Annotated in this window: 24 protein-coding genes; 10 read left to right on the top strand and 14 right to left on the bottom strand. The window is 70.0% G+C overall.

Annotation, left to right across the window (positions count from 1 at the left end; translation table 11 throughout):
* Positions 1-2: 2 nt before the first annotated feature.
* From OL599_RS19105 to arfB, 4 genes are all read right to left on the bottom strand, one after another.
* Positions 3-782 carry a cephalosporin hydroxylase family protein gene (locus tag OL599_RS19105; protein ID WP_264715491.1) on the bottom strand — a complete coding sequence of 260 codons (780 nt, stop codon included), beginning with the start codon at positions 780-782 and terminating at the stop codon, positions 3-5.
* Positions 776-1,603, bottom strand: a complete 828-nt coding sequence (locus tag OL599_RS19110) for an NAD-dependent epimerase/dehydratase family protein (RefSeq protein WP_264715492.1) — start codon at positions 1,601-1,603, stop codon at positions 776-778. The genes OL599_RS19105 and OL599_RS19110 overlap by 7 nt, the downstream gene beginning before the upstream one ends.
* On the bottom strand, positions 1,600-2,094 hold the full coding sequence (locus OL599_RS19115; protein ID WP_264715493.1) for an acyltransferase: 495 nt from the start codon (positions 2,092-2,094) through the stop codon (positions 1,600-1,602). Before OL599_RS19115 ends, OL599_RS19110 begins: the two co-directional genes overlap by 4 nt.
* 88 nt (positions 2,095-2,182) lie before the next feature.
* Positions 2,183-2,605 carry an alternative ribosome rescue aminoacyl-tRNA hydrolase ArfB gene (arfB, locus tag OL599_RS19120; RefSeq protein ID WP_264715494.1) on the bottom strand — a complete coding sequence of 141 codons (423 nt, stop codon included), beginning with the start codon at positions 2,603-2,605 and terminating at the stop codon, positions 2,183-2,185.
* A gap of 81 nt (positions 2,606-2,686) precedes the next feature.
* Between arfB and OL599_RS19125 the strand changes: the two genes are divergently transcribed.
* The gene (locus tag OL599_RS19125) at positions 2,687-3,490 is read left to right on the top strand and encodes an FkbM family methyltransferase (protein ID WP_264715495.1); all 804 of its coding nucleotides are present in this window, start codon (positions 2,687-2,689) and stop codon (positions 3,488-3,490) included.
* Positions 3,491-3,762: 272 nt separating this feature from the next.
* Positions 3,763-4,314 carry a hypothetical protein gene (locus OL599_RS19130; protein WP_264715496.1) on the top strand — a complete coding sequence of 184 codons (552 nt, stop codon included), beginning with the start codon at positions 3,763-3,765 and terminating at the stop codon, positions 4,312-4,314.
* 22 nt (positions 4,315-4,336) lie between these two features.
* Here OL599_RS19130 and OL599_RS19135 read toward each other — a convergent pair whose 3' ends face one another.
* Genes OL599_RS19135 through OL599_RS19145 form a run of 3 tightly spaced genes read right to left on the bottom strand, consistent with a single transcriptional unit; the run spans position 4,337 to position 8,513 of the window.
* Positions 4,337-5,125 (bottom strand): SDR family NAD(P)-dependent oxidoreductase, encoded by a 789-nt coding sequence (locus OL599_RS19135; RefSeq protein WP_264715497.1) that lies wholly within the window; start codon positions 5,123-5,125, stop codon positions 4,337-4,339.
* A 38-nt stretch (positions 5,126-5,163) separates the two neighbouring features.
* A complete protein-coding gene (locus tag OL599_RS19140; protein WP_264715499.1) occupies positions 5,164-6,366 on the bottom strand; it encodes an anion transporter in 1,203 nt (400 codons plus the stop codon).
* Positions 6,363-8,513, bottom strand: a complete 2,151-nt coding sequence (locus tag OL599_RS19145) for a heavy metal translocating P-type ATPase (RefSeq protein ID WP_264715502.1) — start codon at positions 8,511-8,513, stop codon at positions 6,363-6,365. The genes OL599_RS19140 and OL599_RS19145 overlap by 4 nt, the downstream gene beginning before the upstream one ends.
* 138 nt (positions 8,514-8,651) lie before the next feature.
* On the opposite strand from OL599_RS19145, the gene OL599_RS19150 reads away from it, so the two are divergent.
* The 6 genes from OL599_RS19150 to OL599_RS19175 are packed head-to-tail and all read left to right on the top strand — an operon-like array spanning position 8,652 to position 14,195.
* The gene (locus OL599_RS19150; RefSeq protein ID WP_264715504.1) at positions 8,652-9,485 is read left to right on the top strand and encodes an undecaprenyl-diphosphate phosphatase; all 834 of its coding nucleotides are present in this window, start codon (positions 8,652-8,654) and stop codon (positions 9,483-9,485) included.
* Positions 9,485-10,663, top strand: a complete 1,179-nt coding sequence (locus OL599_RS19155; protein WP_264715505.1) for a CaiB/BaiF CoA transferase family protein — start codon at positions 9,485-9,487, stop codon at positions 10,661-10,663. The genes OL599_RS19150 and OL599_RS19155 overlap by 1 nt, the downstream gene beginning before the upstream one ends.
* A gap of 4 nt (positions 10,664-10,667) precedes the next feature.
* Positions 10,668-11,468: a GDSL-type esterase/lipase family protein gene (locus tag OL599_RS19160; protein WP_264715506.1), complete on the top strand. Its 801-nt coding sequence runs from the start codon at positions 10,668-10,670 to the stop codon at positions 11,466-11,468.
* Between the two features lie 56 nt (positions 11,469-11,524).
* On the top strand, positions 11,525-12,295 hold the full coding sequence (locus tag OL599_RS19165) for a class II aldolase/adducin family protein (RefSeq protein ID WP_264715507.1): 771 nt from the start codon (positions 11,525-11,527) through the stop codon (positions 12,293-12,295).
* Between the two features lie 5 nt (positions 12,296-12,300).
* Positions 12,301-13,665 (top strand): MmgE/PrpD family protein, encoded by a 1,365-nt coding sequence (locus tag OL599_RS19170; protein WP_264715508.1) that lies wholly within the window; start codon positions 12,301-12,303, stop codon positions 13,663-13,665.
* A 47-nt stretch (positions 13,666-13,712) separates the two neighbouring features.
* The gene (locus OL599_RS19175; protein ID WP_264715509.1) at positions 13,713-14,195 is read left to right on the top strand and encodes a GNAT family N-acetyltransferase; all 483 of its coding nucleotides are present in this window, start codon (positions 13,713-13,715) and stop codon (positions 14,193-14,195) included.
* Here OL599_RS19175 and OL599_RS19180 read toward each other — a convergent pair.
* From OL599_RS19180 to OL599_RS19200, 5 genes are all read right to left on the bottom strand, one after another.
* Entirely contained in the window at positions 14,185-14,475 is a 291-nt protein-coding gene (locus OL599_RS19180) for a hypothetical protein (RefSeq protein WP_264715511.1), read from the bottom strand. The genes OL599_RS19175 and OL599_RS19180 overlap by 11 nt on opposite strands.
* Positions 14,476-14,517: 42 nt before the next feature.
* Positions 14,518-15,258: a response regulator transcription factor gene (locus OL599_RS19185; RefSeq protein WP_264715512.1), complete on the bottom strand. Its 741-nt coding sequence runs from the start codon at positions 15,256-15,258 to the stop codon at positions 14,518-14,520.
* A 177-nt stretch (positions 15,259-15,435) separates the two neighbouring features.
* A complete protein-coding gene (locus OL599_RS19190) occupies positions 15,436-16,257 on the bottom strand; it encodes a response regulator transcription factor (protein WP_264715513.1) in 822 nt (273 codons plus the stop codon).
* 221 nt (positions 16,258-16,478) lie between these two features.
* Positions 16,479-17,321: a sensor histidine kinase gene (locus OL599_RS19195; protein WP_264715514.1), complete on the bottom strand. Its 843-nt coding sequence runs from the start codon at positions 17,319-17,321 to the stop codon at positions 16,479-16,481.
* Positions 17,322-17,405: 84 nt separating this feature from the next.
* Complete coding sequence (locus tag OL599_RS19200; protein ID WP_264715523.1) at positions 17,406-18,167, bottom strand: response regulator transcription factor; 762 nt, start codon at positions 18,165-18,167, stop codon at positions 17,406-17,408.
* Positions 18,168-18,369: 202 nt separating this feature from the next.
* On the opposite strand from OL599_RS19200, the gene OL599_RS19205 reads away from it, so the two are divergent.
* Positions 18,370-19,233, top strand: coding sequence for an alpha/beta fold hydrolase (locus OL599_RS19205; protein ID WP_264715515.1), 864 nt, complete (start codon positions 18,370-18,372; stop codon positions 19,231-19,233).
* Between the two features lie 13 nt (positions 19,234-19,246).
* On the opposite strand, the gene OL599_RS19210 is transcribed toward OL599_RS19205, so the two are convergent.
* Both OL599_RS19210 and OL599_RS19215 read right to left on the bottom strand, forming a co-directional pair.
* A complete protein-coding gene (locus tag OL599_RS19210) occupies positions 19,247-19,705 on the bottom strand; it encodes a RidA family protein (RefSeq protein ID WP_264715517.1) in 459 nt (152 codons plus the stop codon).
* A gap of 31 nt (positions 19,706-19,736) precedes the next feature.
* The gene (locus OL599_RS19215) at positions 19,737-20,609 is read right to left on the bottom strand and encodes an MBL fold metallo-hydrolase (RefSeq protein ID WP_264715518.1); all 873 of its coding nucleotides are present in this window, start codon (positions 20,607-20,609) and stop codon (positions 19,737-19,739) included.
* Positions 20,610-20,781: 172 nt separating this feature from the next.
* Here OL599_RS19215 and OL599_RS19220 point away from each other — a divergent pair.
* Positions 20,782-21,309, top strand: a 528-nt coding sequence (locus OL599_RS19220) for a class A beta-lactamase-related serine hydrolase (RefSeq protein WP_264715519.1), incomplete at its 3' end; no start/stop codon positions are given.

The raw sequence follows: 21,309 nt of genomic DNA on the forward strand, positions 1-21,309 counted from the left end.
CGTTATGACGCGCCGGCGGGCCGGCGCTTGAGGAAGCTCTTCGGCCAGTAGGTCACGCGGTCGCGCACCACGCCTTCGTTGAAGGCGAATCCCGGCTCTTCCGGCATGAAGTCCGGCGTGTGCGCCAGGAAGGTCTCCACCGCCGAGATCGGGTTGTTCCAGGTCCAGTCCGGCGCGGTGCGCGGGGCGCCGGCCACCTGGGCCATGATGCCGTCGCAGGCGACGATGTAGGAGCCGGGCGTGACCAGCGGCGCGTAAAGGTCGAGCTCGGCAGCGACGTGCCGGAAGCTGTGGTTGCTGTCGAGGATGACCAGCACGCTCTCGCCCGGCCCGATCTGCGCGCGCACGGCGGCGACCGTTTCCGCGGCAATGGAGCTGCCTTCGATCAGCGCGATGCGCGAGGACATCGGATGCGCCTCGATCGCCGCGCGGTTGTGCGGGCGGATCTCGATGTCCACGCCGATGACGCGGCCGTGGCCGAGGGCGGCGAACAGGCCGGCGTAGAACACCAGCGAGCCGCCATGGGCGACGCCGGTTTCCACGATCACGTCCGGCCGCAGCCGCCAGATCACTTCCTGGATGCGGATGATGTCCTCCGGCAACTGGATGATCGGCCGGCCCATCCAGGTGAAGCCGTAGACGTATTTCACGTCCCAGCCGCAGCGCAGCCAGGCGGCGGAGACCGCCTCGAAGGCTTCGGGCGAGTCCATCGGATGGACGCGGCTCGTGCCGTCCACGCCGGCCACCATGACCTGCCCGCGGGTTTCGTCGATCGTCAGCATGCGGCCTCCTGTCGCAAAATCGCCGCCAGGGCTGGAAGGTCTTCCAGCACCGCACTGGGCGGCGCACCGAATTCAACCGACAGCCGTGCCACGTCGATGCGCGGGAACCGGATCGACGCCGCATTGTCGGCGACCCGCACAGGCCAGCCGAGGCGGCGGGTCAGCACGCCCGCGATCGCGTCGTGGCTGGTGTTGGCGCCACTGGCGACGTTGTAGAGGCGTGCGCCGCCGCGTTCGGCGATGCCCAGCAGCGCCGGCGTCACGTCGGCGATGGCGATATAGTCCTTGGCGGACAGCAGGCTCTGGCGCAGCGTGACCGCGCCCTGCGCCGCGCCCTCGGCGAGCACCTGGCCCAGGAAGCTGCCGGTGCCCATGCCGGGGCCGTAGACGTTGGACAGGCGGGCCACGCGCACGGCGAGGCGAGGGTCCGACAAGCACAGCGCCTCGCCGGCCAGCTTGGTGATGTTGTAGAGGTCGGAGGCGCTGGCGGGCTGCACCTCCAGCGCCACGTCCTCGCGCGCCGGCTCGGTACGGGCGTAGACGCGGGTCGAGGACAGGAACAGGAAGGATTGCAGGTCAAGCCCGCCGAGGAAGCGCGCGACCAGGCCGACATGCGCGTCCGCCGTGGCCAGCTTGTTGGTGCGGAAACCCGCGTTCAGGCCGATGCAGTCGATGACATGGCCGGCCGGGCGGCGGGCGGCGAGGAATTCCGCAAGGGTGGCGCGGGTGACGGCGTGGACGGCGCGGCCGCAATGGCGCAGATGGGCGACGAGGGCGCGGCCGATGAAGCCGTTTGCGCCCAGGACGGTGAACGGCGTCACGGCGCGCGCCGCCAGCCGCGGATGCGCGCGGGGCTGCCCATGGCGATGCAGAACGGCGGCAGGGCGCCGCGCACCAATGAACCCGCACCGACCACGCTGCCGGCGCCGATCCGCGCGCCGTCCAGCAGCACCGTGTTGGCGCCGATCCACACATCGTCCTCGATCGCGATGCCGCCGCGGCTGGGGCGGAAGCCCTGGTCGCGGATCGGGCGGCCGGGATCGGCGAATGCGTGGTCGGTGGGCGCCAGCGTGCAGTTGGCGGCGATCAGCACGTTGGCGCCGATGCGGATGCCGTGGCCGGTGTAGAGCACGCAGCCGGCGTTGATGACGGTGCCAGGGCCGATCAGCACGTCGCCGCTGCCGCCGGCGGGCTTGATCTTGACGAAGGCGTCGATGACCGCGCCGGCGCAGACGATGATGCGGCTGCCGCGCACGGAATCCTCGATGTCGGCGAGGCGCGAGACGCGCGCGCCGGGCGCGATCTCGATCATGGCCGATGGAGTTCCGGTGCGTGCATGCCGCCAGGATGCACGCGGCGGTGCTACCAATCCGTTACCGCGATGACGATCGTGTGCGCTTCTATTCCGGCTCCGGCCTCCGGGTACGCGTCTTCTTGATGCCGGCGCGGTGCGTCTTCGCCTCCAGCCGGCGCAGGCGCGAGGCCAAGGTGGGCCTGGTCTTGCGGCGGGGCACGGGTGGCACGGCGGCTTGCCGGATCAGCTCCACCAGGCCCGCCAGCGCGTCCTGGCGGTTGCGGTCCTGGCTGCGGTGGCGTTGCGCGGTGATGACCAGCACGCCGTCATTGGTCAGGCGGTTGCCGGCCAGGCGCTCCAGCCGGGCACGCACGGACTCGGGCAATGACGGCGAGGCGCGCACGTTGAAGCGGAGCTGCACCGCCGTGGACACCTTGTTGACGTTCTGGCCGCCGGGACCGGAGGCGCGGATGAAGCTTTCCTCGATCTCGCGCTCGTCCAGGCTCAGCCGGTCGTTGATCCTGATCACCTCTGCTCCTGACGGCGGGCGCCGCTTCCTTTGTTCGGATGGCGCATCCTACACTGGCGGGCCACGCCAAGGGACGCCCCCATGATCGCGCGCAACGTGCTGACGCTGCCGGCCGACGGCTTCAACGAGCTGGCGGTGTGCCGGCACGGGCCGATGCTGTTCAACAAATATGACCAGTACGTGGGCGCGTCGCTGCGCAAATACGGCGAGTTCTCGCCCGGCGAGGCCGAGCTGTTCGCTCAGGTCATCGGGCCCGGCGCCAGCGTGGTGGAGGTGGGGGCGAATATCGGCGCGCACACGGTGGGGCTGTCGCGCCTGGTGGGACCGGCCGGCGTGGTGCACGCCTTCGAGCCGCAGCGCATCGTGTTCCAGACCTTGTGCGCGAACCTGGCGCTGAACAACTGCGCCAACGTGCACGCGCACCACGCGGCGGTGGGCGCGGCAACCGGCGAGATCCTGGTGCCGTTCCTGCCGCCGGACCGCCCGGCCAATTTCGGCGGGTTGTCGCTGCAGGGCGCCACGCAGGGCGAGGCGGTGCCGTTGCGGCGGCTGGACGACCTCGATCTTCCGGCCTGCCATCTGCTGAAGCTCGATCTGGAAGGCATGGAGCTGGAAGCGCTGCAGGGTGGCGTCCGCACCGTGGCCGCGCACCGGCCGTTCATGTATGTGGAGAACGACCGGCGCGAGCGCGCCGAGGCGCTGATCGCGCTGCTGCTGTCCTGGAACTACCGGCTGTACTGGCACACGCCGCCGCTGTTCTCGCCGCGGAACTTCGCCGGCGACAGCGAGAACATCTTCGGCGAGATCGTCTCCATCAACATGCTGTGCATCGCGGCGGAGTTGAACATTACCGTGCAGGGGTTGCAGCCGATCGCGCTTGGCTAGCGCCCCAGGCTACACACGCATGTGTTCGCGGAATCCCCACCCCGGGCGCCCGTTTTCCTGAAATTGCATAGGCAGCGGGGTAAATGGCGGCCCAAGCTGCGATCGGCGCCGAGCCGCGCACGCGGCCCGCCTCATTCGTACGACCGGCACCGCGCCGGCGTCCGTCGCAACCCGGCATCGATCGTGAACCAGCAACGTGGGGGCCTATGATGACAACCCGAGTTCCAAGGCTGATCGCCGCTTCAGCCGGTGGCCTGCTGCTTGTGACGGCGATGGCGGCGCTGCCGCCGCTTGCATCCCCCGCGTACGCGCAAGCGGCCGGCATGGCGGGCGTCGGCCAATCCGAGGTCATTGCGTTTCGCGCGAACGTGAACGCGGTCGACATGAACGCGCGGACGATCACCCTCACGGGGCCGCGGGGCAACGCCTTCACCTTCAAGGTCGGCGACGCAGTGCAGAACCTGGCGCAGGTGAAACCAGGCGACAACGTCATCGCCCATATCTTTTCGTCGCGGACCTTCGTGCTCTCGCCGCCCGGGGCGACGCTGCCGCCGAACTCGCTGACCCTTGCGGGCGCCGGTGCGCCGACGGGAAGCCTGCCGGCTGGCATGGTCGCCAGCAGGCTCGTGGTGACCGGGCTGGTGGTCAGCGTCGACACCGCCAACCACACGCTTCAGCTCGTCGATCCCCAGGGCGGCCCTGTCCGCACCGTGAATGTCGTGACCCCGCAGGTGCAGCAGGCCATGGGCATGGTCAAGCCCGGCGACACCATCACGGCAGTCATCGACGATGTGCTGCTGGCGCAATTGGAGCCCGCGACCTGATACGCGCGCTCCCTCTGCGATTCTAGTCGTCGTCCCCCCGCAGCGGGGCGCCCGCGGTGACGCCGCCATCCACCACGATGGTCTGGCCGGTCATGAAGCTGCCGGCCTGGGAGGCCAGGAAGATCGCGGCACCGGCGATTTCGTCGGGTTCGCCGATGCGCTGCAGCGGCGTGTCGCGGTTGCGCTTCTTCAGGATCTCCGGGTTCTCCCATAGCGCGCGGGCGAAGTCGGTGCGCACCAGGCCCGGGGCGATGCAGTTGGCGCGGATGTTCTTCGGGCCCCATTCCACCGCGAGGTTGCGCGCCAGTTGCATGTCGGCGGCCTTGGACAGCGCGTAGATGCCCAGATGCGTCGAGCCGCGCAGCCCGGCGATGGAGGAGACGATCACCACCGCGCCACCGCCGCGCGCGGCCATGCCGGGCAGCGCCATGTTGCACAGCCAGAAATTGCTGCGGACGTTGTAGGCCATGGTGCGGTCATAGGCCTCGTCGGACACGGTGGCGGCGGGGCCGTAATGCGGGTTCACGGCGGCATTGCAGACCAGGATGTCGATGCCGCCCCAATGGCTGGTGGTGAAGTCCACCAGCGCCTGCAGCTCCTCCTTGCGGCCGATGTTGCAGGTTTTCGTGACAGCCTGCCCGTCTTTGGCCTGAATCGCCTGGGTCACGGCGTCGCAGCCGTCCTGCTTGCGGCTGGACACCACCACGCGGGCGCCGTGCTCGGCCATGCGCCCGGCGATGGCGCGGCCGATGCCCTTGCTGGCGCCGGTGACGACGGCGACCTTGCCGGTCAGATCGAACAGTGACGACATCGAATTCCCCCAGGGCGGTATTGCCTGGGGGCACCGTGTCACAGCAAGGCGAGGCCCGCCAGGATGGTCAGCACGGTCAGCGGGGCGCCGGCGGCGAAATAGGTCCAGAACCGGATGGTGACGCCGCGGGCGCGGGCGCGCTGCACCACGATCAGGTTGGCGACGGAGCCGACGATGGAGAAATTGCCGGCCAGCGTCGAGGCCATGGCGACCACGGTCCAGGCGCGGGCCGGGTCGGGCAAAGCCGCGACGAAGGGCTTCAGCACCAGCACGGCGGGCACGTTGCTGACGATGTTGGACAGCGCCGCGGTGACCAGGGCCAGCAGCGGCATCGAGCCGAGGTGGATGCGCCCGACGAGGTCCGGCGTCAGCACCCGGTGCTCCAGCCCCGCCACCACCACGAACAGGCCGGCAAACATCAGCAGCAGAGTCCAGTCGATCTCGTCGTACATCCGGTGCACCTTCACGCGCCGGCTGGGCAGCAGCAGGGCGCCGGCGACGAGGGCGGCCTCGGCGGGGCGGATGCCGGCGAAGAAGGCGGCGACCAGGGCGGCGGTAACGAGCAGGGTCTTTGTCAGCAGGGGCTTGTTCACGCGCACCGGCGGCGGCGCGGCTTGCAGGCGGGCATCGCGGCGGAACTCGCGTCGCCAGATCAGGGCGACCAGCAGCACCGTCAACACGAGGCCGGTCGCGGCCACCGGGGCCAGGGCGGCGGCGAACGTGCCGTAGGGAATGTGCGACAGGCTGCCGATGATCATGTTCTGCGGGTTGCCGGTGATCGTCGCGGTGCTGCCGACATTCGAGGCGAGCGCGATGGCCACGACATAGGGCACGGGGTTGCGCCGCAGGTGCAGCACGATGTCCAGCACCAGCGGCGTCAGCACCAGGCAGATCGTGTCGTTCACCAGAAAGGCCGACAGCACGCCGCTGACCAGAACGATGCCCACCAGCAACGGCAGCGGGTGGCGGGCACGGCCGACCACCCAGGCGGTGACGAGACCGAAGAAGCCGGACAGGCGCAGATTGGCGACCACCACCATCATGCCCAGCAGCAGGGCGATCGTGTCGAAGTCGATGGCGGCATAGGCCTGGTCGAGGGTCAGCGCGCCGCTGGCGACCATAAGGGCGGCGCCGAGGAAGGCGACGCCGGCGCGGTCGATGCGCAGGCCGGGCACGCGGCCCGCGGCGACCACGGCATAGGTGGCGGCGAAGATCGCCACCGCAGCCGCCGTCTGGATCACGCGGCGGGGCGCCAGCGGCGGAGCGACAGCGCGTTCAGCACCACGCTGACCGAGGAGAAGGCCATGGCGCCGCCGGCCAGCATCGGGTCGAGCAGGCCCATGGCCGCGATGGGGATCCCCAGCACGTTGTAGGCGAAGGCCCAGAACAGGCCCTGGCGCACCTTGGCCCAGCTGCGGCGGGACAGGGCGATGGCGTCGGGCACCAGGCGCGGGTCGCCGCGCATCAGCGTGATGCCGGCGGCGTGCATGGCGACATCGGTGCCGGTGCCCATGGCGAAGCCGATATCGGCGGCGGCCAAGGCGGGGGCGTCGTTCACGCCGTCGCCGACCATGGCCACCACCGCGCCGTCGCGCTTGAGGGCGGCGACGCGGGCAGCCTTTTCGGCGGGCAGCACCTCGGCCTGCACGTCGGTGATGCCGAGCGCGGCGGCGACGGCGGCCGAGGCGGCCGCATTGTCGCCGGAGATCAGCACGCTGCGCACGCCCATTTGGCGCAGGCGGGCGATGGCCGGGGCGGCCTCCGCCTTCACCGTGTCGCCGAAGCCCAGCAGCCCGAGCACGTCGCCGGTTGCGGTGGCCAGCCAGGCCACGGTTCGCCCCTGCCCGGCCAGCGCCGCTTCCGCGCCGGCGAGCGGGCCGGGTTCGGCGCCCAGTTCGTCCAGCAGGCGGCGGCTGCCCAGCACCAGGCGGCGGCCGTCGACGACTGCCTCGATGCCCCGTCCGGGCAGGGCGCGGGCGGACTCGGCGGCGGGCCATTCGAGGGCGGCGGCGGCGTGCAGCACGGCACGGGCCAGCGGGTGCTCGCTGCCGGATTGCAGGGCGGCGGCGAGGCGCAGGACCTCGTCGCGGGCATAGCCGGGGGCGGGATGGATGTCGGTCAGGCGCGGCTTGCCTTCGGTGAGCGTGCCGGTCTTGTCGAATACCACGACGGTGACGGCGTGGGCGCGTTCCAGGGCGGCGGCGTCCTTGATCAGGATGCCGTGGCGGGCGGCAAGGCCGGTGCCGACCATGATGGCGGTGGGCGTGGCCAGGCCCATGGCGCAGGGGCAGGCGATGACCAGGACGGACACGGCGTTGATCAGGGCAGTCGCGGCGTCGGCCCCGGCCAGCACCCAGGACAGGAAGGTGGCGGCAGCAAGCGCCAGCACCACCGGGACGAACACGGCGCTGACCCGGTCCACCGCGCGCTGGATCGGCGCCTTCGCGGCCTGCGCGTCCTCGACCAGGCGGATCATCCGGGCCAGCACGGTCTCGGCGCCGATCGCAATGGTACGGACCTGCAGCAGCGCGTCGCCGTTGATGGCGCCGCCGGTGACGCGGGCGCCGGGGAAGCGGGCGACCGGCAGGCTTTCGCCGGTGATCAGGCTTTCGTCGACGCTGCCTTCGCCGTGCAGCACCACGCCGTCCACCGGGATGCGTTCGCCCGGGCGGATCACGACGATATCGTCCAGTGCCACCTGCTGCAGCGGGATCTCGGTCTCCTGGCCGTTCCGCAGGATGCGGGCGTGGTCGGGGCGCAGGGCGGCCAGGGCCTCGATGGCGGCGACGGTGCGGCGGCGGGCGCGCGCTTCCAGCCAGCGGCCGAGCAGCACCAGGGTGATGACCGCGGCGGCGGCCTCGAAATACAGATGCGGCGGCTGGTCGGGCCAGGCGGCGGCCGTCTGGGCCGCGGAGAGCAGGAACGCCGCGGAAGTGCCGAGCGCCACCAGCAGGTCCATGTTGCCGCCGCCGTGACGCAGCGCCTTCCAGCCGGCGGCGTAGAAGCGGGCCCCGATCCAGAACTGCACCGGGGCGGCGAGCAGCAGTTGCGCCCAGGCGGGCAGCATGGCGCGGTGGCCGAGCAGCATCGGCGCCAGCAGCGGCAGGGTCAGCAGGGCCGCGGCCAGAACGCGCCACGGCGGCAGCGGCGATTCCGACGCGGCGGGCCGCGCTGCCGCGATGGGGGTGGCGGCGTAGCCGGCGCGCGACACCGCCGCCGCCAGGGCCTCGGCCGCCACGCCGTCGGCGGCGACGACGCGGGCCCGGCCGGTGGCCAGGTTCACCTGCGCCGACTCGACGCCGGGCACGCGGCCCAGCACCTTCTCGACCCGCGCGACGCAGGCGGCACAGGTCATCCCCTCGATGCCGAGATCGATGTTCGCGGTCATGGCCTGCAAATGGGGCGGGAGCAGCCGGTTTGGCAATGGCCCGGCGGGCAAGGCATTGCCAAGACGGCCGCTTTCCGCCACCAACCTGGGGTGGCCTCGCCACGGGCCGCGACTCCATGCAGAAGGAGGCAGGACCGCATGAACACCATCCAGGCCATCGCGGTGGCCATCCTGCAGGGTGCAACCGAGCTTTTCCCGGTCAGCAGCCTGGGCCATGCCGTGGTGCTGCCGGCGGTGCTGAACTGGTCGCTGGACCAGCGTGCGCCGGAATTCCTGCCGTTTCTCGTGTTCCTGCACCTGGGCACCGCGATCGCGCTGCTGACGTATTTCTGGCGCGACTGGTGGCTGCTGGCGCTGGGTGTGCTGGGCCTGTCCGACCCGCACCAGACGCGCGAGAGCCGGCGGGTGTTCCTGCTGATCGTGATCGCCACCATTCCCGCCGTGATCCTGGGCTTCACGCTGGAACGGTTCTTCCGCGGATTGTTCGGAACACCCATGGTCGCCGCCGCTTTCCTGGTGGTGAACGGCGCCCTGCTGCTGTTCGGCGAGCGCATCCGCACGCTGGGCCACCGGCCGCTGTCGTCGCTGACCGCGAAGGACGCGCTGATCATCGGCTGCTGGCAGTGCGGGGCGCTGATTCCCGGCATCTCCCGCTCCGGCGCCACCATGGTGGGCGGGCTGCTGCGCGGCATCGACCACGAGGGCTCGGCGCATTTCTCGTTCCTGATCGCAACCCCGATCATCCTGGGCGCGACCGTGCTGGAGGTGCCGAAGCTGCTGCATGCCAGCGTGGCGCCCGGCGTGTTCTCGCTGGCCGCCATGGCCGCCGTGCTGTCGGGGATCACCGCCTATCTCAGCACCTGGTTCCTGATGCGCTATTTCCGCAGCCATGACGAATGGGCGCTGAACCCGTTCGGCTATTACTGCATCGTGGTCGGGCTGGCGTCGCTGGCCTATCTGGCGCTGACCTGATGAGCGGCCCCCTCGCCGGCGTGCGGGTCATCGACCTGACCGGCACAGTGCTGGGACCGATGGGCACGCAGATCCTGGGCGATGCCGGGGCCGACGTGATCAAGGTGGAGCCGCCGGGGGGCGATCCGATCCGGCATATCGGGCCGCGGCGGTCGCGCGACATGGGGGCGTATTTCGTCAACCTCAACCGCAACAAGCGCAGCGTGGTGCTGGACCTGAAGCGGCCGGCGGCACACGCGGCCCTGCTGCGGCTGATCGCCGGGGCGGACGTGTTCGTGCACAACATGCGCCTGTCCGCGGCCGAGCGGCTGGGGCTGGACTACGCCACGCTGGGCCCGGCATATCCGCGGCTGATCCATGCCTCGGCCACCGGCTTCCGCATGGGCAGCAGCAAGCGGGACGAGCCGGCCTATGACGACATCATCCAGGGCATGAGCGGGCTCGCGGCGCTCAACGGGCAGGCGTCCGGCGCCGATGGGCCGCGCTATGTGCCGACGGTGCTGGCCGACAAGGTCACGGGGCACGTTCTCGCCTCCTCCATCGCCATGGCGCTGTACCAGCGCGAGCGCAGCGGCCGCGGCCAGGCGCTGCACGTGCCGATGCTGGAGACGGTGCTGTCGTTCCTGATGCCCGAGCATCTGTGGGGACAGACGGTGAACGATGCCGAGCTGGGCATGGGCTATACCCGCATGCTGACGCCGCATCGCCGCCCCTATGCCACGCAGGACGGGTTCCTGTGCCTGATCGCGGTCACCGACGAGCAATGGCTGCGGCTGCTGCGGGTGATCGACCGGCCGGAGTTGAGCGCCGATCCGCGCTTCGCCAGCATGACCGCGCGGGCGGACAATATCGACGTGGTCTACGGCGCGGTGACCGCGGCGCTGCGCACGCGCAGCACGGCGGAATGGCTGGCGCGGCTGGCCGATGCCGACCTGCCGCACGGGCCCGCCAACACCCTGGAGGACCTGCTGGAGGATCCCTATCTGCGGGAGACGTCGTTCTTTCAGCAACTGCAGCACCCGACCGAGGGACCGATGACGACGCTTGCCATTCCCGTCGACTATTTCGGCACGCCCGCGGCGATCCGCCGCCTGCCGCCGCGCCTGGGTGCGCATACGGCGGAGGTGCTGGCCGAGGCCGGTCTCGGCCCGGACGAGATCGCCGCGGTTGCGGGGTAGCGCCGTGGCCCCCCTCACCCGCCGCCTGCTGCTGGCCGGCGCCCCGCTGCTGCTGGGCGGCGCCGTGCCGGCGCCGCCGCGCCCGAAGACGGTGCTGGCGGCGGTGCCGATCTCGCGCATGGACCTGCGCTGGTGGCGCGAACGGCATCAGCAGAAGCTGGCCGAGCTGCGGCGCGGCCGCGTGGACCTGGTATTCCTGGGCGATTCGATCACCCAGGACTGGGAGCTGACAGGGCCGGCCGAGTGGCAGAACTTCCGCCCGGCCTGGGACCGGTTCTATGGCGACCGCAACGCCGTGAATCTGGGCTTCAAGGGCGACGCCACCTCGCATCTGTTGTGGCGCATCTACAATGGCGAGCTGGACGGAATCGCGCCGAAGGCGGCGGTGATCCTGATCGGCGCCAACAACCTGGGCCGCGTCCACTGGCCGGCAGAGGACAACGCGGAAGGGATCAACACCGTGGTGGCCGAGGTGCGCCGGCGCCTGCCGCGCACGAAGATCCTGCTGCTGGGCATCCTGCCGAGCGAGCGCAGCGCCTGGGCGACCCAGACCACGCTGGATGTGAACCACGCCCTGGCCGCGCAATACGGCAATGGCGCCGTGCCCGGAGTGACGTTCATGGATGTCGGCGGCGTGTTCATGCGCGCGGGCGCCCTGGACCGTTCGCTGTTCCTCGATCCGCTGCTGAAGCCGCCGGAGCCGCCGCTGCATCCGACGGCGCAGGGGCAGGAGCGCATGGCCGCGGCGATCGAGCCGACGCTTGCCATGCTGATGGGCGACCGCAACCACCTCAAGCCGCGCTGACCTGTCCCTCGGTTTCGCCATCGTCTAGGCTTCCGGCATCGACCAGGAGGAAGACGATGGCTGAGTTGCAGATCCGTTCAGCGAAGGACCAGGTGAGTGCGGCCGAGTGGGAGGCGCGGGTGAACCTTGCGGCCTGCTACCGGCTGGTGGCGCTGTACGGCATGACCGACATGATCGCCAACCACATCTCCGTCCGGGTGCCGGGCGAGCCCGGGCATTTCCTGATCAATGCCTATGGCATGCTGTACGAGGAGATCACCGCCTCGTCGCTGTACAAGATCGACCTCGATGGGAACGTGGTGTTCAAGCCGGACGTGGAATATGGCATCAACCGCGCCGGCTTCGTGATCCACAGCGCCATCCACCGTGCCCGCCACGAGGTGGACTGCATCATCCATACCCACACCCCCGTCGGCATGGCGGTGTCGTCGCTGAAATCCGGGCTGCTGCCGATGACGCAGACGGCGATGCGGTTCGCGCGGGCGGCCTATCATGCCTACGAGGGCGTGGCGGTGGACCTGGACGAGCAGGCGCGGCTGGTGGCCGACCTGGGCGACGCCGACGTGATGATCCTGCGCAACCACGGCTTGCTGGCGGTGGGGCCGTCGATCCCCGAGGCGTTCAGCAACATCTACAGGCTGGAACTGTCCTGCAAGGCGCAGCTGCTGGCGCAGGCGGCGAACAGCGAGATCACCCTGCCGCCGCAGCACGTGATCGAGCACACCAACCATCTGTACAAGCCGAATGTGCGCCGCCCGTTCGGCATCCTGGAATGGCCGGCCCTGCTGCGCCAGCTCGATCGCCGCGACACGTCGTATCGGGAGTGACGGGGATGGCCACGATCGCCGAGACCCTCGCCGAATATGCCGCAGCGGAGCGGACCGCGAAGCTGTCCGACGAGGTGCGCCACCACGCCAAGCGGGCGCTGATCGACTGGTTCGCCGCCCTGCTGCCGGGCGCGCTGCTGCCGCCGGCGACCTTGCTGGCCGAGGGGCTGGCCGATGAGCTCGGGCATGGCGGGGCCATCGTCTATGGCAGCTTCAGGCCGGCCTCGTTGCGCGCGGCGGCGCTAATCAATGCCGCCGCCAGCCACACCATCGAGTTCGACGACATCTTTCGCGACGCCGTCTACCACCCCGGCTGCCCGACCATCGGGGCGGCGCTGGCCGCGGCCCAGGCGCGCGGGGCCGATGGCGAGACGCTGCTGCGGGCGATCGTGATCGGCTACGAGGTGTCGACCCGCATCGGCGTCGCGGTGCAGCCCTCGCATTACCGGTTCTGGCACACCACCGGCACGATCGGGACCTTCGGCGCGGCGGCTGGCGTTGCCACCGTGCTGAAGCTGGATGCCGGGCGGACCGCGCATGCGCTGGCCACCGCCGGCACCTTCGCGGCGGCGTTGCAGCAGGCGTTCCGCTCCGATGCAATGTCCAAGCCGCTGCATGCGGGCCACGCCGCGGATGCCGGCGCCATGGCGGCGCTGGCGGCCGGGCGTGGCGTGACCGGGGCGCTGGACGTGCTGGAAGGTGCCGCGGGGTTCGGGGCGGCGATGAGCGTGGACCCGGACTGGTCGCGCGCCACCGAGGCGCTGGGCCGGCGCTACAACATCACCGCCATGACCTTCAAGAACCATGGCTGCTGCGGCCACAGCTTCGCCGCCATCGACGCGGCGCTGGCGCTGAAGGCGGCGCATGGCATCGCCCACCGGGACATCGCCCGCATCACCGTGGGCGGATATCGGGCGACGGTGGACGTCACCGGGCGCAAATCGGTGGCAACGCCGTTCGAGGGGCGGTTCAGCACGCCGTTCACGGTCGCGACCGCGCTGGTGCATGGCAGCGTGCGCCTGGCGGCGTTCGCGCCCGAGCGGCTGCGCGACCCCGAGGTGCAGGCGCTGATGCAACGAGTTGATGTGGTGGTCGATGCGCAATGCGAGGCCGACTTCCCGGGGCGGCGCTCGGCCGTGGTGGAGATCGAACTCAATGACGGACGGCGGCTACGGCACTACCAGCCGACCCGCAAGGGCGATCCCGATGCGCCGCTGAGCGACGCCGAATTGACCGGGAAGTTCTACGAGCTGGCCGGGCCGGCGATCGGGCAGGAAGCGGCGGAGCGGCTGCTGGCAGCGCTGTGGGCGCTGGACCGCCGGACGGATGTGCGCTTCGCCGCGACGGGCCTGGGGCGCGCGGCGGAATGATCCGCCGCGCCACCGCAGCCGATTGCGCGGCCATCGCGCGCCTACATGTGGCCAGTTGGCGTAGCGCCTATCGCGGCATCCTGCCCGACGACTACATCGACGGCGCGCTGGCGGATGACCTGATCGCCGGGTGGCAGGCGAAGTTTACGGCGGCGCCCGAGCCCGATTTCGTGCTGGTGGCGGAATCGGCCGGCGCCGCCACCGGCTTCATCGCCGTGCTGCCCGAAGACAACGGCACGCCCGATGGCCGGTGGGCATATATCGACAACCTGCATGTCGCCCCCGGCTTGCGCGGCAGCGGGCTGGGGCGCGCGTTGTTAAGGGAAGCGGCGCGGCTGTCATGCGAGGCCGGCTTGCGTCGCGCCTATCTGTGGGTGTTCGCGCGCAATCTCGGCGCCATCCGTTTCTATGACCGGCTGCAGGGGCAGGCCACCGCCCAGGCCACGAGGCCGGTCGGGGGTCATCCCGTGGCGATGGTCCGCTATGCCTGGAGCGATCTGGCCCTGTTGTCCGAGGCGGTCAGCGGATGAGCCAATAAGCCAAAGCGAGGATGCCGGCCCAGAGCGGCACGACCAGGCCGATAGCGACGACCAGGCCGCGGGCGGCCGCCATCGGGTCGTCCTCGTCGTCGTGCCACTTCTTTGCATCGGGGCGGTACGGCCGCAGGTCGGCGTCGTTGGTCCACTCAAGCTGGGAGGCACGGAGAGCAGGGCGGAGCGCGGTGCCTGCGATGATGGTCACGTCATGCGCCTCGTTCGGTTCAGTGTCTTCGACGGGAGCGGCGGGCGGGGGCTGTTCGGCGATCGGCATGGTTCCATTCCCGATTGCCCCTGGATGCGCCCCGGCCTGCGCTCAGGCCAGGACCGCTTCGTGGGTGGGCTGCACGGCTTTGTGGCGGGCCTGGGCGGCTCCACGCGGTGTGGCGCGATCACGGATCATGTAGCCGTAGCCGCGGACGGTATCGATGAGGTTGTCGGCGCTGAACGCCGCCAGCTTCTTGCGCAGATTGCAGATGAAGACACCGACGATGCCGATTTCGGGGCCGTCGACGCCGTCATAGAGGCAATCGAGGATGGCCTGCCGGGTCAGCACCTTGCCGCGCCGCAGGGCGAGGAGTTGCAGGACGGAGAACTCCTTCTTCGTCAGATGCAGCGGCTGGCCGTTGATGATGACGTCGTGCGTCGCCATGTCGATCACCATCGCGCCGATCTGCAGCGTGGACTGGCCGTGGCCATGGCTGCGGCGGACGATCGCCTCGATGCGAGCGACCAGTTCGTCGTCGCGGAACGGCACCGTCATGACGTCGTCCGCGCCGGCGCGCAGGGCCTCGACCGTCGCGTCGGCGACCGCCGGATTGGACAGCATCAGCACCGGCGTCGTGATGTTGCGCGCGCGCATGCGGCGGATGAAGGCGCAGCCGTCCAACCCCTCGACCGAACTGTCGAGCACGACGATGTCGTAGTCGTACAGGCCAAGGAATTCGTACGCTTCGGCCGCACCCCGGACCAGGTCGGCAACGAACCGGTCGCCGCGGAAGATGGCGGCATTGATGGATGCTTCGCCGACATATCTCTGGACCAGAAGAACACGCATAGCGAACCCCGTAAGCAGTCTGATCAAGCGACTGTGATTAGATACCGCGTGCGTCGCATGGTCAGCCAGTCAGGAACCGTTAGAAAATCTTAATCGTTGCGGGCAATTGTCGAGCATTCTTGTTGCTCGGCAGCAACATCGGCACGCGGCATCCGGCCGGCGGAATCGCAGGCGGTCTCAGCGATTGCCGGAAAGATGCAGGCTGTATCCGGTGCCGCGGATGGTGCGGATCAGCCGGCGCCCCGCCTCGTCGCCGGCGAGCTTGCGCCGCAGCCCGAAGATGAGCTGGTCGACCGATCGGTCCTCCGCCTGCCAGGCCCGCCTGAGGGCGCCTTCCGACAGGTGCTCGCGCGACACCGGCGCGCCGCGTGCCGCGACCAGCAGGTCGAGCGCCGCGAACTCGGCCGCGGTGATGTCGATGTGCCGGCCGCTGGCATCGAGCGCCAGGCGGCCGTCGAGGTCCACGCGGGCGTCGCCGATCAGCAGGCTGGCCGGCCGCGAGGCCGCGGCGGGGCGGCGGGTGCGCTCGTCGATCCGGCGATGCACGGCGCGGATGCGCGCGACCAGCTCGCGTGGCTTCGGCGGCTTGGCGATGTAGTCGTCGGCCCCGACTTCCAGGCTGACGACGCGGTCCGCCTCGTCCGACAGGCCGGAGACGACGATGATGCCGCAGTCGCCCTCGGAGGCGAGCCACTGAATCAGCACGATGCCGCTGGTGTCCGGCAACTCCAGATCGACCAGCGCGACCTGCGGGTTGAAGGAGCGCTTCAACTGCATGGCCTGGGCACCGCACGACGCCCAGGCGGTCTGCATGCCGGAGCGGGCGAGCATGTTCAACATCACGCGGGCAACGTCGGGGTGATCCTCGATCACCAGGACACGGGGGCTGAGTGGCCCACCCGCGACGGCCTGAGACTCACTGGTGCTGGGCCCGCCTACGATGGACATCGCTGTGCTGTCGTTGCGCATCGTGCCGAGTGTCGGGTACGGAATATCCACGCCCTCGAATCACGCCTGATCAATTGAAAGGACGTCTACAGGTAATACCGTTCCTATACGCGACTCAAGGACGACAAGATCAAAAAGGCGGTTTCACATTCTTTTAACGAATACTCTACTATTTTCAGTATGCGTGCGTATTATTCTGGATCGGTGCTGCCGAACCGCGCGGCGCAACGACAGGATGCAGCGGGAAACGCGAGGCGACCGGGCAGACCCGGTCAGGAAGCGACCGCCGCGGGCGCCGGACGCAATGCCGTCACGCCCCGCGACCGGTCGATCGGCGCCTCGAGCACGCGATCGCGCGGGAACACCAGGCTGATGCGGGTGCCCATCCCTTCCCGCACGTCGATCTCCATCGTGCCGCCATGCGCCTCCATCAGGGAGCGGGCGAGCGTCAGCCGCATGCCGATGCCGCGGCTGTCCTCGGCCGGCAGGTCGCCCTCCTCGGGGTGGAGGGTGACACGGCCTTCGTCCTCGATGACCACGGCGAGGCCATCGCCGCGCGGCTGCAGGACGACGTCGATCCAGTCGTCGTGGTTGGTGTTGCGCACCGCGACGGTCAGCACCCGGCGAAAGATATGCCGCAGGGCGCGGCGGTCGGCGCGCAGCAGCGTGGCCGAAATGTCCGGTGCGATCCGCCACAGCCGCCGCCCCGGCCGGATCGCGGCCGCGACCGCCGTGACGGCGTCGTCCAGGGCCACCGCGAGGTGGATCTCCTCGTCGTTCAGCACGCTGTGGGCGCCGCTCTGCATCGTGTATTCGTGCAGGTTGTCGGCCATTTCGAACACGTCGGCAGCCGCTGTGGCGATGCTGGCGGAATGCGGCAGGCTGACCGCGGTCAGGTCGCCGGAATTGCCGTGCAGGGTCATGCCGATCGCGCGCAGGTCATGCGAGGCCACGCGCATCCGCCGCACGGCCGCCTGCTCGGACTGGACGGCGGCACCGCGCTCACGCGCCGCCGCGGCAAGGGAGCGCCGCGTGATCAGCAGCCAGACCGCCAGGACAATGGAGAGGCCGGAAACCACGACCAGGGCGCTGATCAGAACGGCTTCGTATGTCATACGCCAACCATAACGGGCAATTTCTCAACTTCTTATTAAGATCACATTCGCGAGTACAACGCGATGACCGGACCGGGCCTTGCGTCAGGGACTGGCGGCCAGCTCGAGCCCGGCGCGCGGCCGCGCGGACAGGATGACGCCGGGGCGGCGGTCATGCGCCAGGCGATACCCCCCCTCCTCGTTCACCAGGATGCGGGCGATCGCGGGATCCCGCTCGATCTTGCGGCGCAGGCGATAGATATGCGTCTCCACCGTGTGCGTGCTGGCGCCGCTGTTGTAGCCCCAGACCTCGCGCAACAGGACCTGGCGCCCGACCGGCTTGCCGGCGCAGCGGTAGAGGAATTTCAACACCGCCGCTTCCTTGTCGGTGAGGCGGATACGGCGGTTGTCCGCAGGGTCGTACAGCGAGCGGGAGCCGGGGCGGAAATGATAGGGGCCGACCACCAGCACCGCGTCCTCGCTGGTTTCGTGCGCGCGGATCTGGGCGCGCAGCCGTGCCGTGAGCTCGGCGAAGCGGAACGGCTTGACCATGTAGTCGTTGGCGCCGGCATCCAGGCCCCGCACCACGTCGTCCTCGTCGGCAGCGGCGGTGAGCATCAGGATCGGCATGCGCACGCCGTTGCGGCGCAGCCGGCTGCACAGCTCGCACCCATCGCCGTCCGGCAGCGCGAGGTCGAGCAGGATCGCGTCGAAACGCTGCACACGCGACAACGCGGTTGCGGCTGCCTCGGCCACGCTGCCGGCCTCGGTGACGCTGAACGCCCCGCCGGCCTCCAGTGCGGCCGCCAGCATCTGGCGCAGCGCCCGGTCGTCATCGACAATCAGGATGTGCTTCTGTCCCGTCACTGCCATGCCCTTCCATTCGGCTGCCGCGATCCGGCGGCGCGGCGGCAAACCTGCCCCAGGCGAGGTAAACTGGCTGTGATGTAGCTCACAGATCGGGCGAGATGCCGGGCCGGTTCTGCCGGGGCGGCGGGGCGTGGCGCTGGCAAATGGACGATTTCGTGTTATCCGCGCCGTCATCGGCAAGAAGCGGAAGCAGCGCAGCATGATCGGCCCGACCTCACGCGTCTATTTCTCCCAGCGGCTGCGGCTGCATTACGTGGACTGGGGCAATCCGGAAGCGCCGCCGCTGATCCTGCTGCATGGCGGGCGGGACCATTGCCGCAACTGGGACTGGGTGGCCTCGGCGCTGCGGCACGACTGGCATATCATCGCGCCGGACCTGCGCGGGCACGGCGACAGCGCGTGGACGTCGGACGGCCAGTACGGAATGGCCGGCTATATCTATGACCTGGCGCAGCTGATCCACCAGCAGGGCCTGGCCCCGGTGCGGATCGTGGCGCACTCGCTGGGCGGCAACATCGCCTTGCGCTACACGGGCCTGTTTCCGGAGGCGGTCGAGAAGCTGGTGGCGATCGAGGGGCTCGGGCCCTCGCCCATGGTGCTGGCCGAGCGTGCCGCGCGCGGCAGCGCCGAGCGGATGCGGGCCTGGATCGAGGCGCAGCGCGGGCTGGCCGGCCGGCAGACCCGCCGCTATGCCTCCATCGAGGACGCGTTCCGGCGGATGCAGGAAGAGAACCGGCATCTGTCGCCGGAGCAGGCGCTGCACCTGACCCAGCACGGCGTGAACCAGAACGAGGACGGCACCTATAGCTGGAAATTCGACAACTACATCCGCAGTTGGCCGCCCAACGACATGACCCAGGCGGAGATCGAGCAGCTGTGGGCGCGGATCACTTGCCCGACGCTGCTGGTGTACGGCCGCGAGAGCTGGGCGTCGAACCCGGCGGAGGACGGGCGCGCCAGCCACTTCCACAACGCCCGCGTGGCGGCGTTCGAGCGGGCCGGGCACTGGGTGCACCACGACCGGCTCGATGCGTTCCTGGAAGAGCTGCGCGGGTTCCTGTGACGGGCGCCCTGCCCTATTCGACCGCTGCCACGAATTCCACCTCCACCGGCACGTTGCGCGGCAGGGCGGCCATGCCGATGGCGGAGCGGGCGTGGCGGCCGGCTTCACCGAAGATTTCGCCGAACAGGGTCGAGGCGCCGTCCATCACCACGGCCTGGTCGTAGAAATCCGGGGCCGAGGCGACGAAGCCGACCACCTTGGCGATGCGGCGCACGCGGTCGAGCGTGCCCAGCTCGGCGCGCAGGGCCGAGAGGCCACTGAGCACGCAGGCGCGGGCGCATTTCTGGCCGAGCGCAATGTCCACCCCGGCGCCCATCTTGCCGGTGGCAAGCAGCCCGTCGCCGTCCCACGGCAACTGGCCGGACACCCAGGCGCGGCCGCCTTCGACGACGACCGGGACATAGGCATAGAGCGGGGCACGCGGCGGCGGCAGGACGATGCCGAGTTCGGCGAGGCGTTTCTCGAAGCTCATACGGGGATTCTCCGGGGTTGGCGGGCAGCGGTTATGCCGCGCGGAAGCGGTAATGGAAACGCGCCCCGTCCGCCTCGATGCGTCCGGCCGTGGGCGACGGGAAATGCACGGGCAGGATCACCGTGTCGGTGTCGGCCACCGATTCCAGGAAGCGGCGTCGCGATTGCGCGGCAACGGCAGGGTCCCAGCAGAACACCGTGGACCAGTCGGGCTCGCGGCATTGCAGGGCGTGGTGCATCAGGTCGCCGGTGACGACCGCGCGCAGCCCCTTGGAGCGGATATTGATGCAGCAATGGCACGGCGAATGGCCGGGCGTGGGGGTGAGCGAGACGGTGTCATCCAGCGTGAAGCCGTCGTCCACCAGCAGCGCCTGGCCGGCTTCCACGACCGGCAGGCAGTTCATGCGCCAGACCGCGCCGGGCGGCTGCTCGCCGCGGGCGGTCGCGGCTTCCCAGGCGGCGTATTCGCGCTGGTGGAAGATGTATTTCGCGTTCGGAAAGGTCGGCACCCAGCGGCCGCCGACCAGCCGCGTGTTCCAGCCGCAATGGTCGATGTGAAGATGGGTGCAGAACACGTAGTCGATGTCGCCGACGCCGAGGCCGTGCGCGCGCAGGCCGTCGAGCCAGGGCTGCTTCGGGAAATCCATCGGCGCGGGATAGCCCTTGTCCTCGCCGGTGCAGGTGTCGACGAGGATGGTGTGCCGGGGCGTGCGCACCACGAAGGTCTGGTAGGTGATGACCATCTTGCCGGAGGCCGGGTCGAACACCACCGGGTCCATGGCGGCGAGGTGCCGGCGCCCGATGACGGGGTCGTAGGCCGGGAACATGGCCTCGGGCGTGCGCCAGGGGCCGTCGCGCTCGACGATGCTGGAGATGGTGACGTCGCCGATCGTGATGGCCTGCATCCTGCGCCTCCGTGTTCGGCGGCCGCGGCCCGATGGCCGTTTCGTTGCGATGGAGGTGTCCCATCCGGCCGCGCCGGCAGTAGAAGCGATTCTCCCCCGCGGAGGGAAGCCCGCTTGCGCGCGGCGGCGGCAGACCCGACAGTCGGCGCGGGATCAAGGAGCGTCACATCGCATGACACCGACGGACATACGGGCGAACGCGGAGGCGGAGATCGCGCGCATCGCCGGCTTCGCGCAGGGCATGGTCGGCGTCGCCGCCCGCCACCTGGGGACCGGGCAGGCGCTGGCGTTGAACGACGCCGCGTTCTTCCCGATGGCCAGCACGGTGAAGGTGCCGCTGGCGCTGACCATCCTGGCCATGGTCGATCGTGGGGCGCTCGGCCTGGCCACCATGGTGCCCGTCGAGCCGCACGAGATGAACCCGTCCGGACCGCTCGGCGAGGAGTTCCTGCATCCCGGCGTGGCGCTGTCGGTGGCGAACCTGCTGGAGCCGATGATCACCCGCAGCGACAACACGGCGACCGACGTGCTGTTCCGGCTTGCGGGCGGTCCCGATGCGGTGGCGCAGCACCTCGATGCGCTCGGCGTTGCCGAGGTGCGGCCGAGCCGGCTGATCCGCGACCTGCTGGTGGCGCTGTACGGGCTGGCGCCGCCGGCGCCGGAGGCCTCGGTGCGCGACGCGTTGCGCGCGGCGCCGCCG

The organism is Limobrevibacterium gyesilva (genome assembly GCF_025989185.1).
GTDB lineage: Bacteria > Pseudomonadota > Alphaproteobacteria > Acetobacterales > Acetobacteraceae > Limobrevibacterium > Limobrevibacterium gyesilva.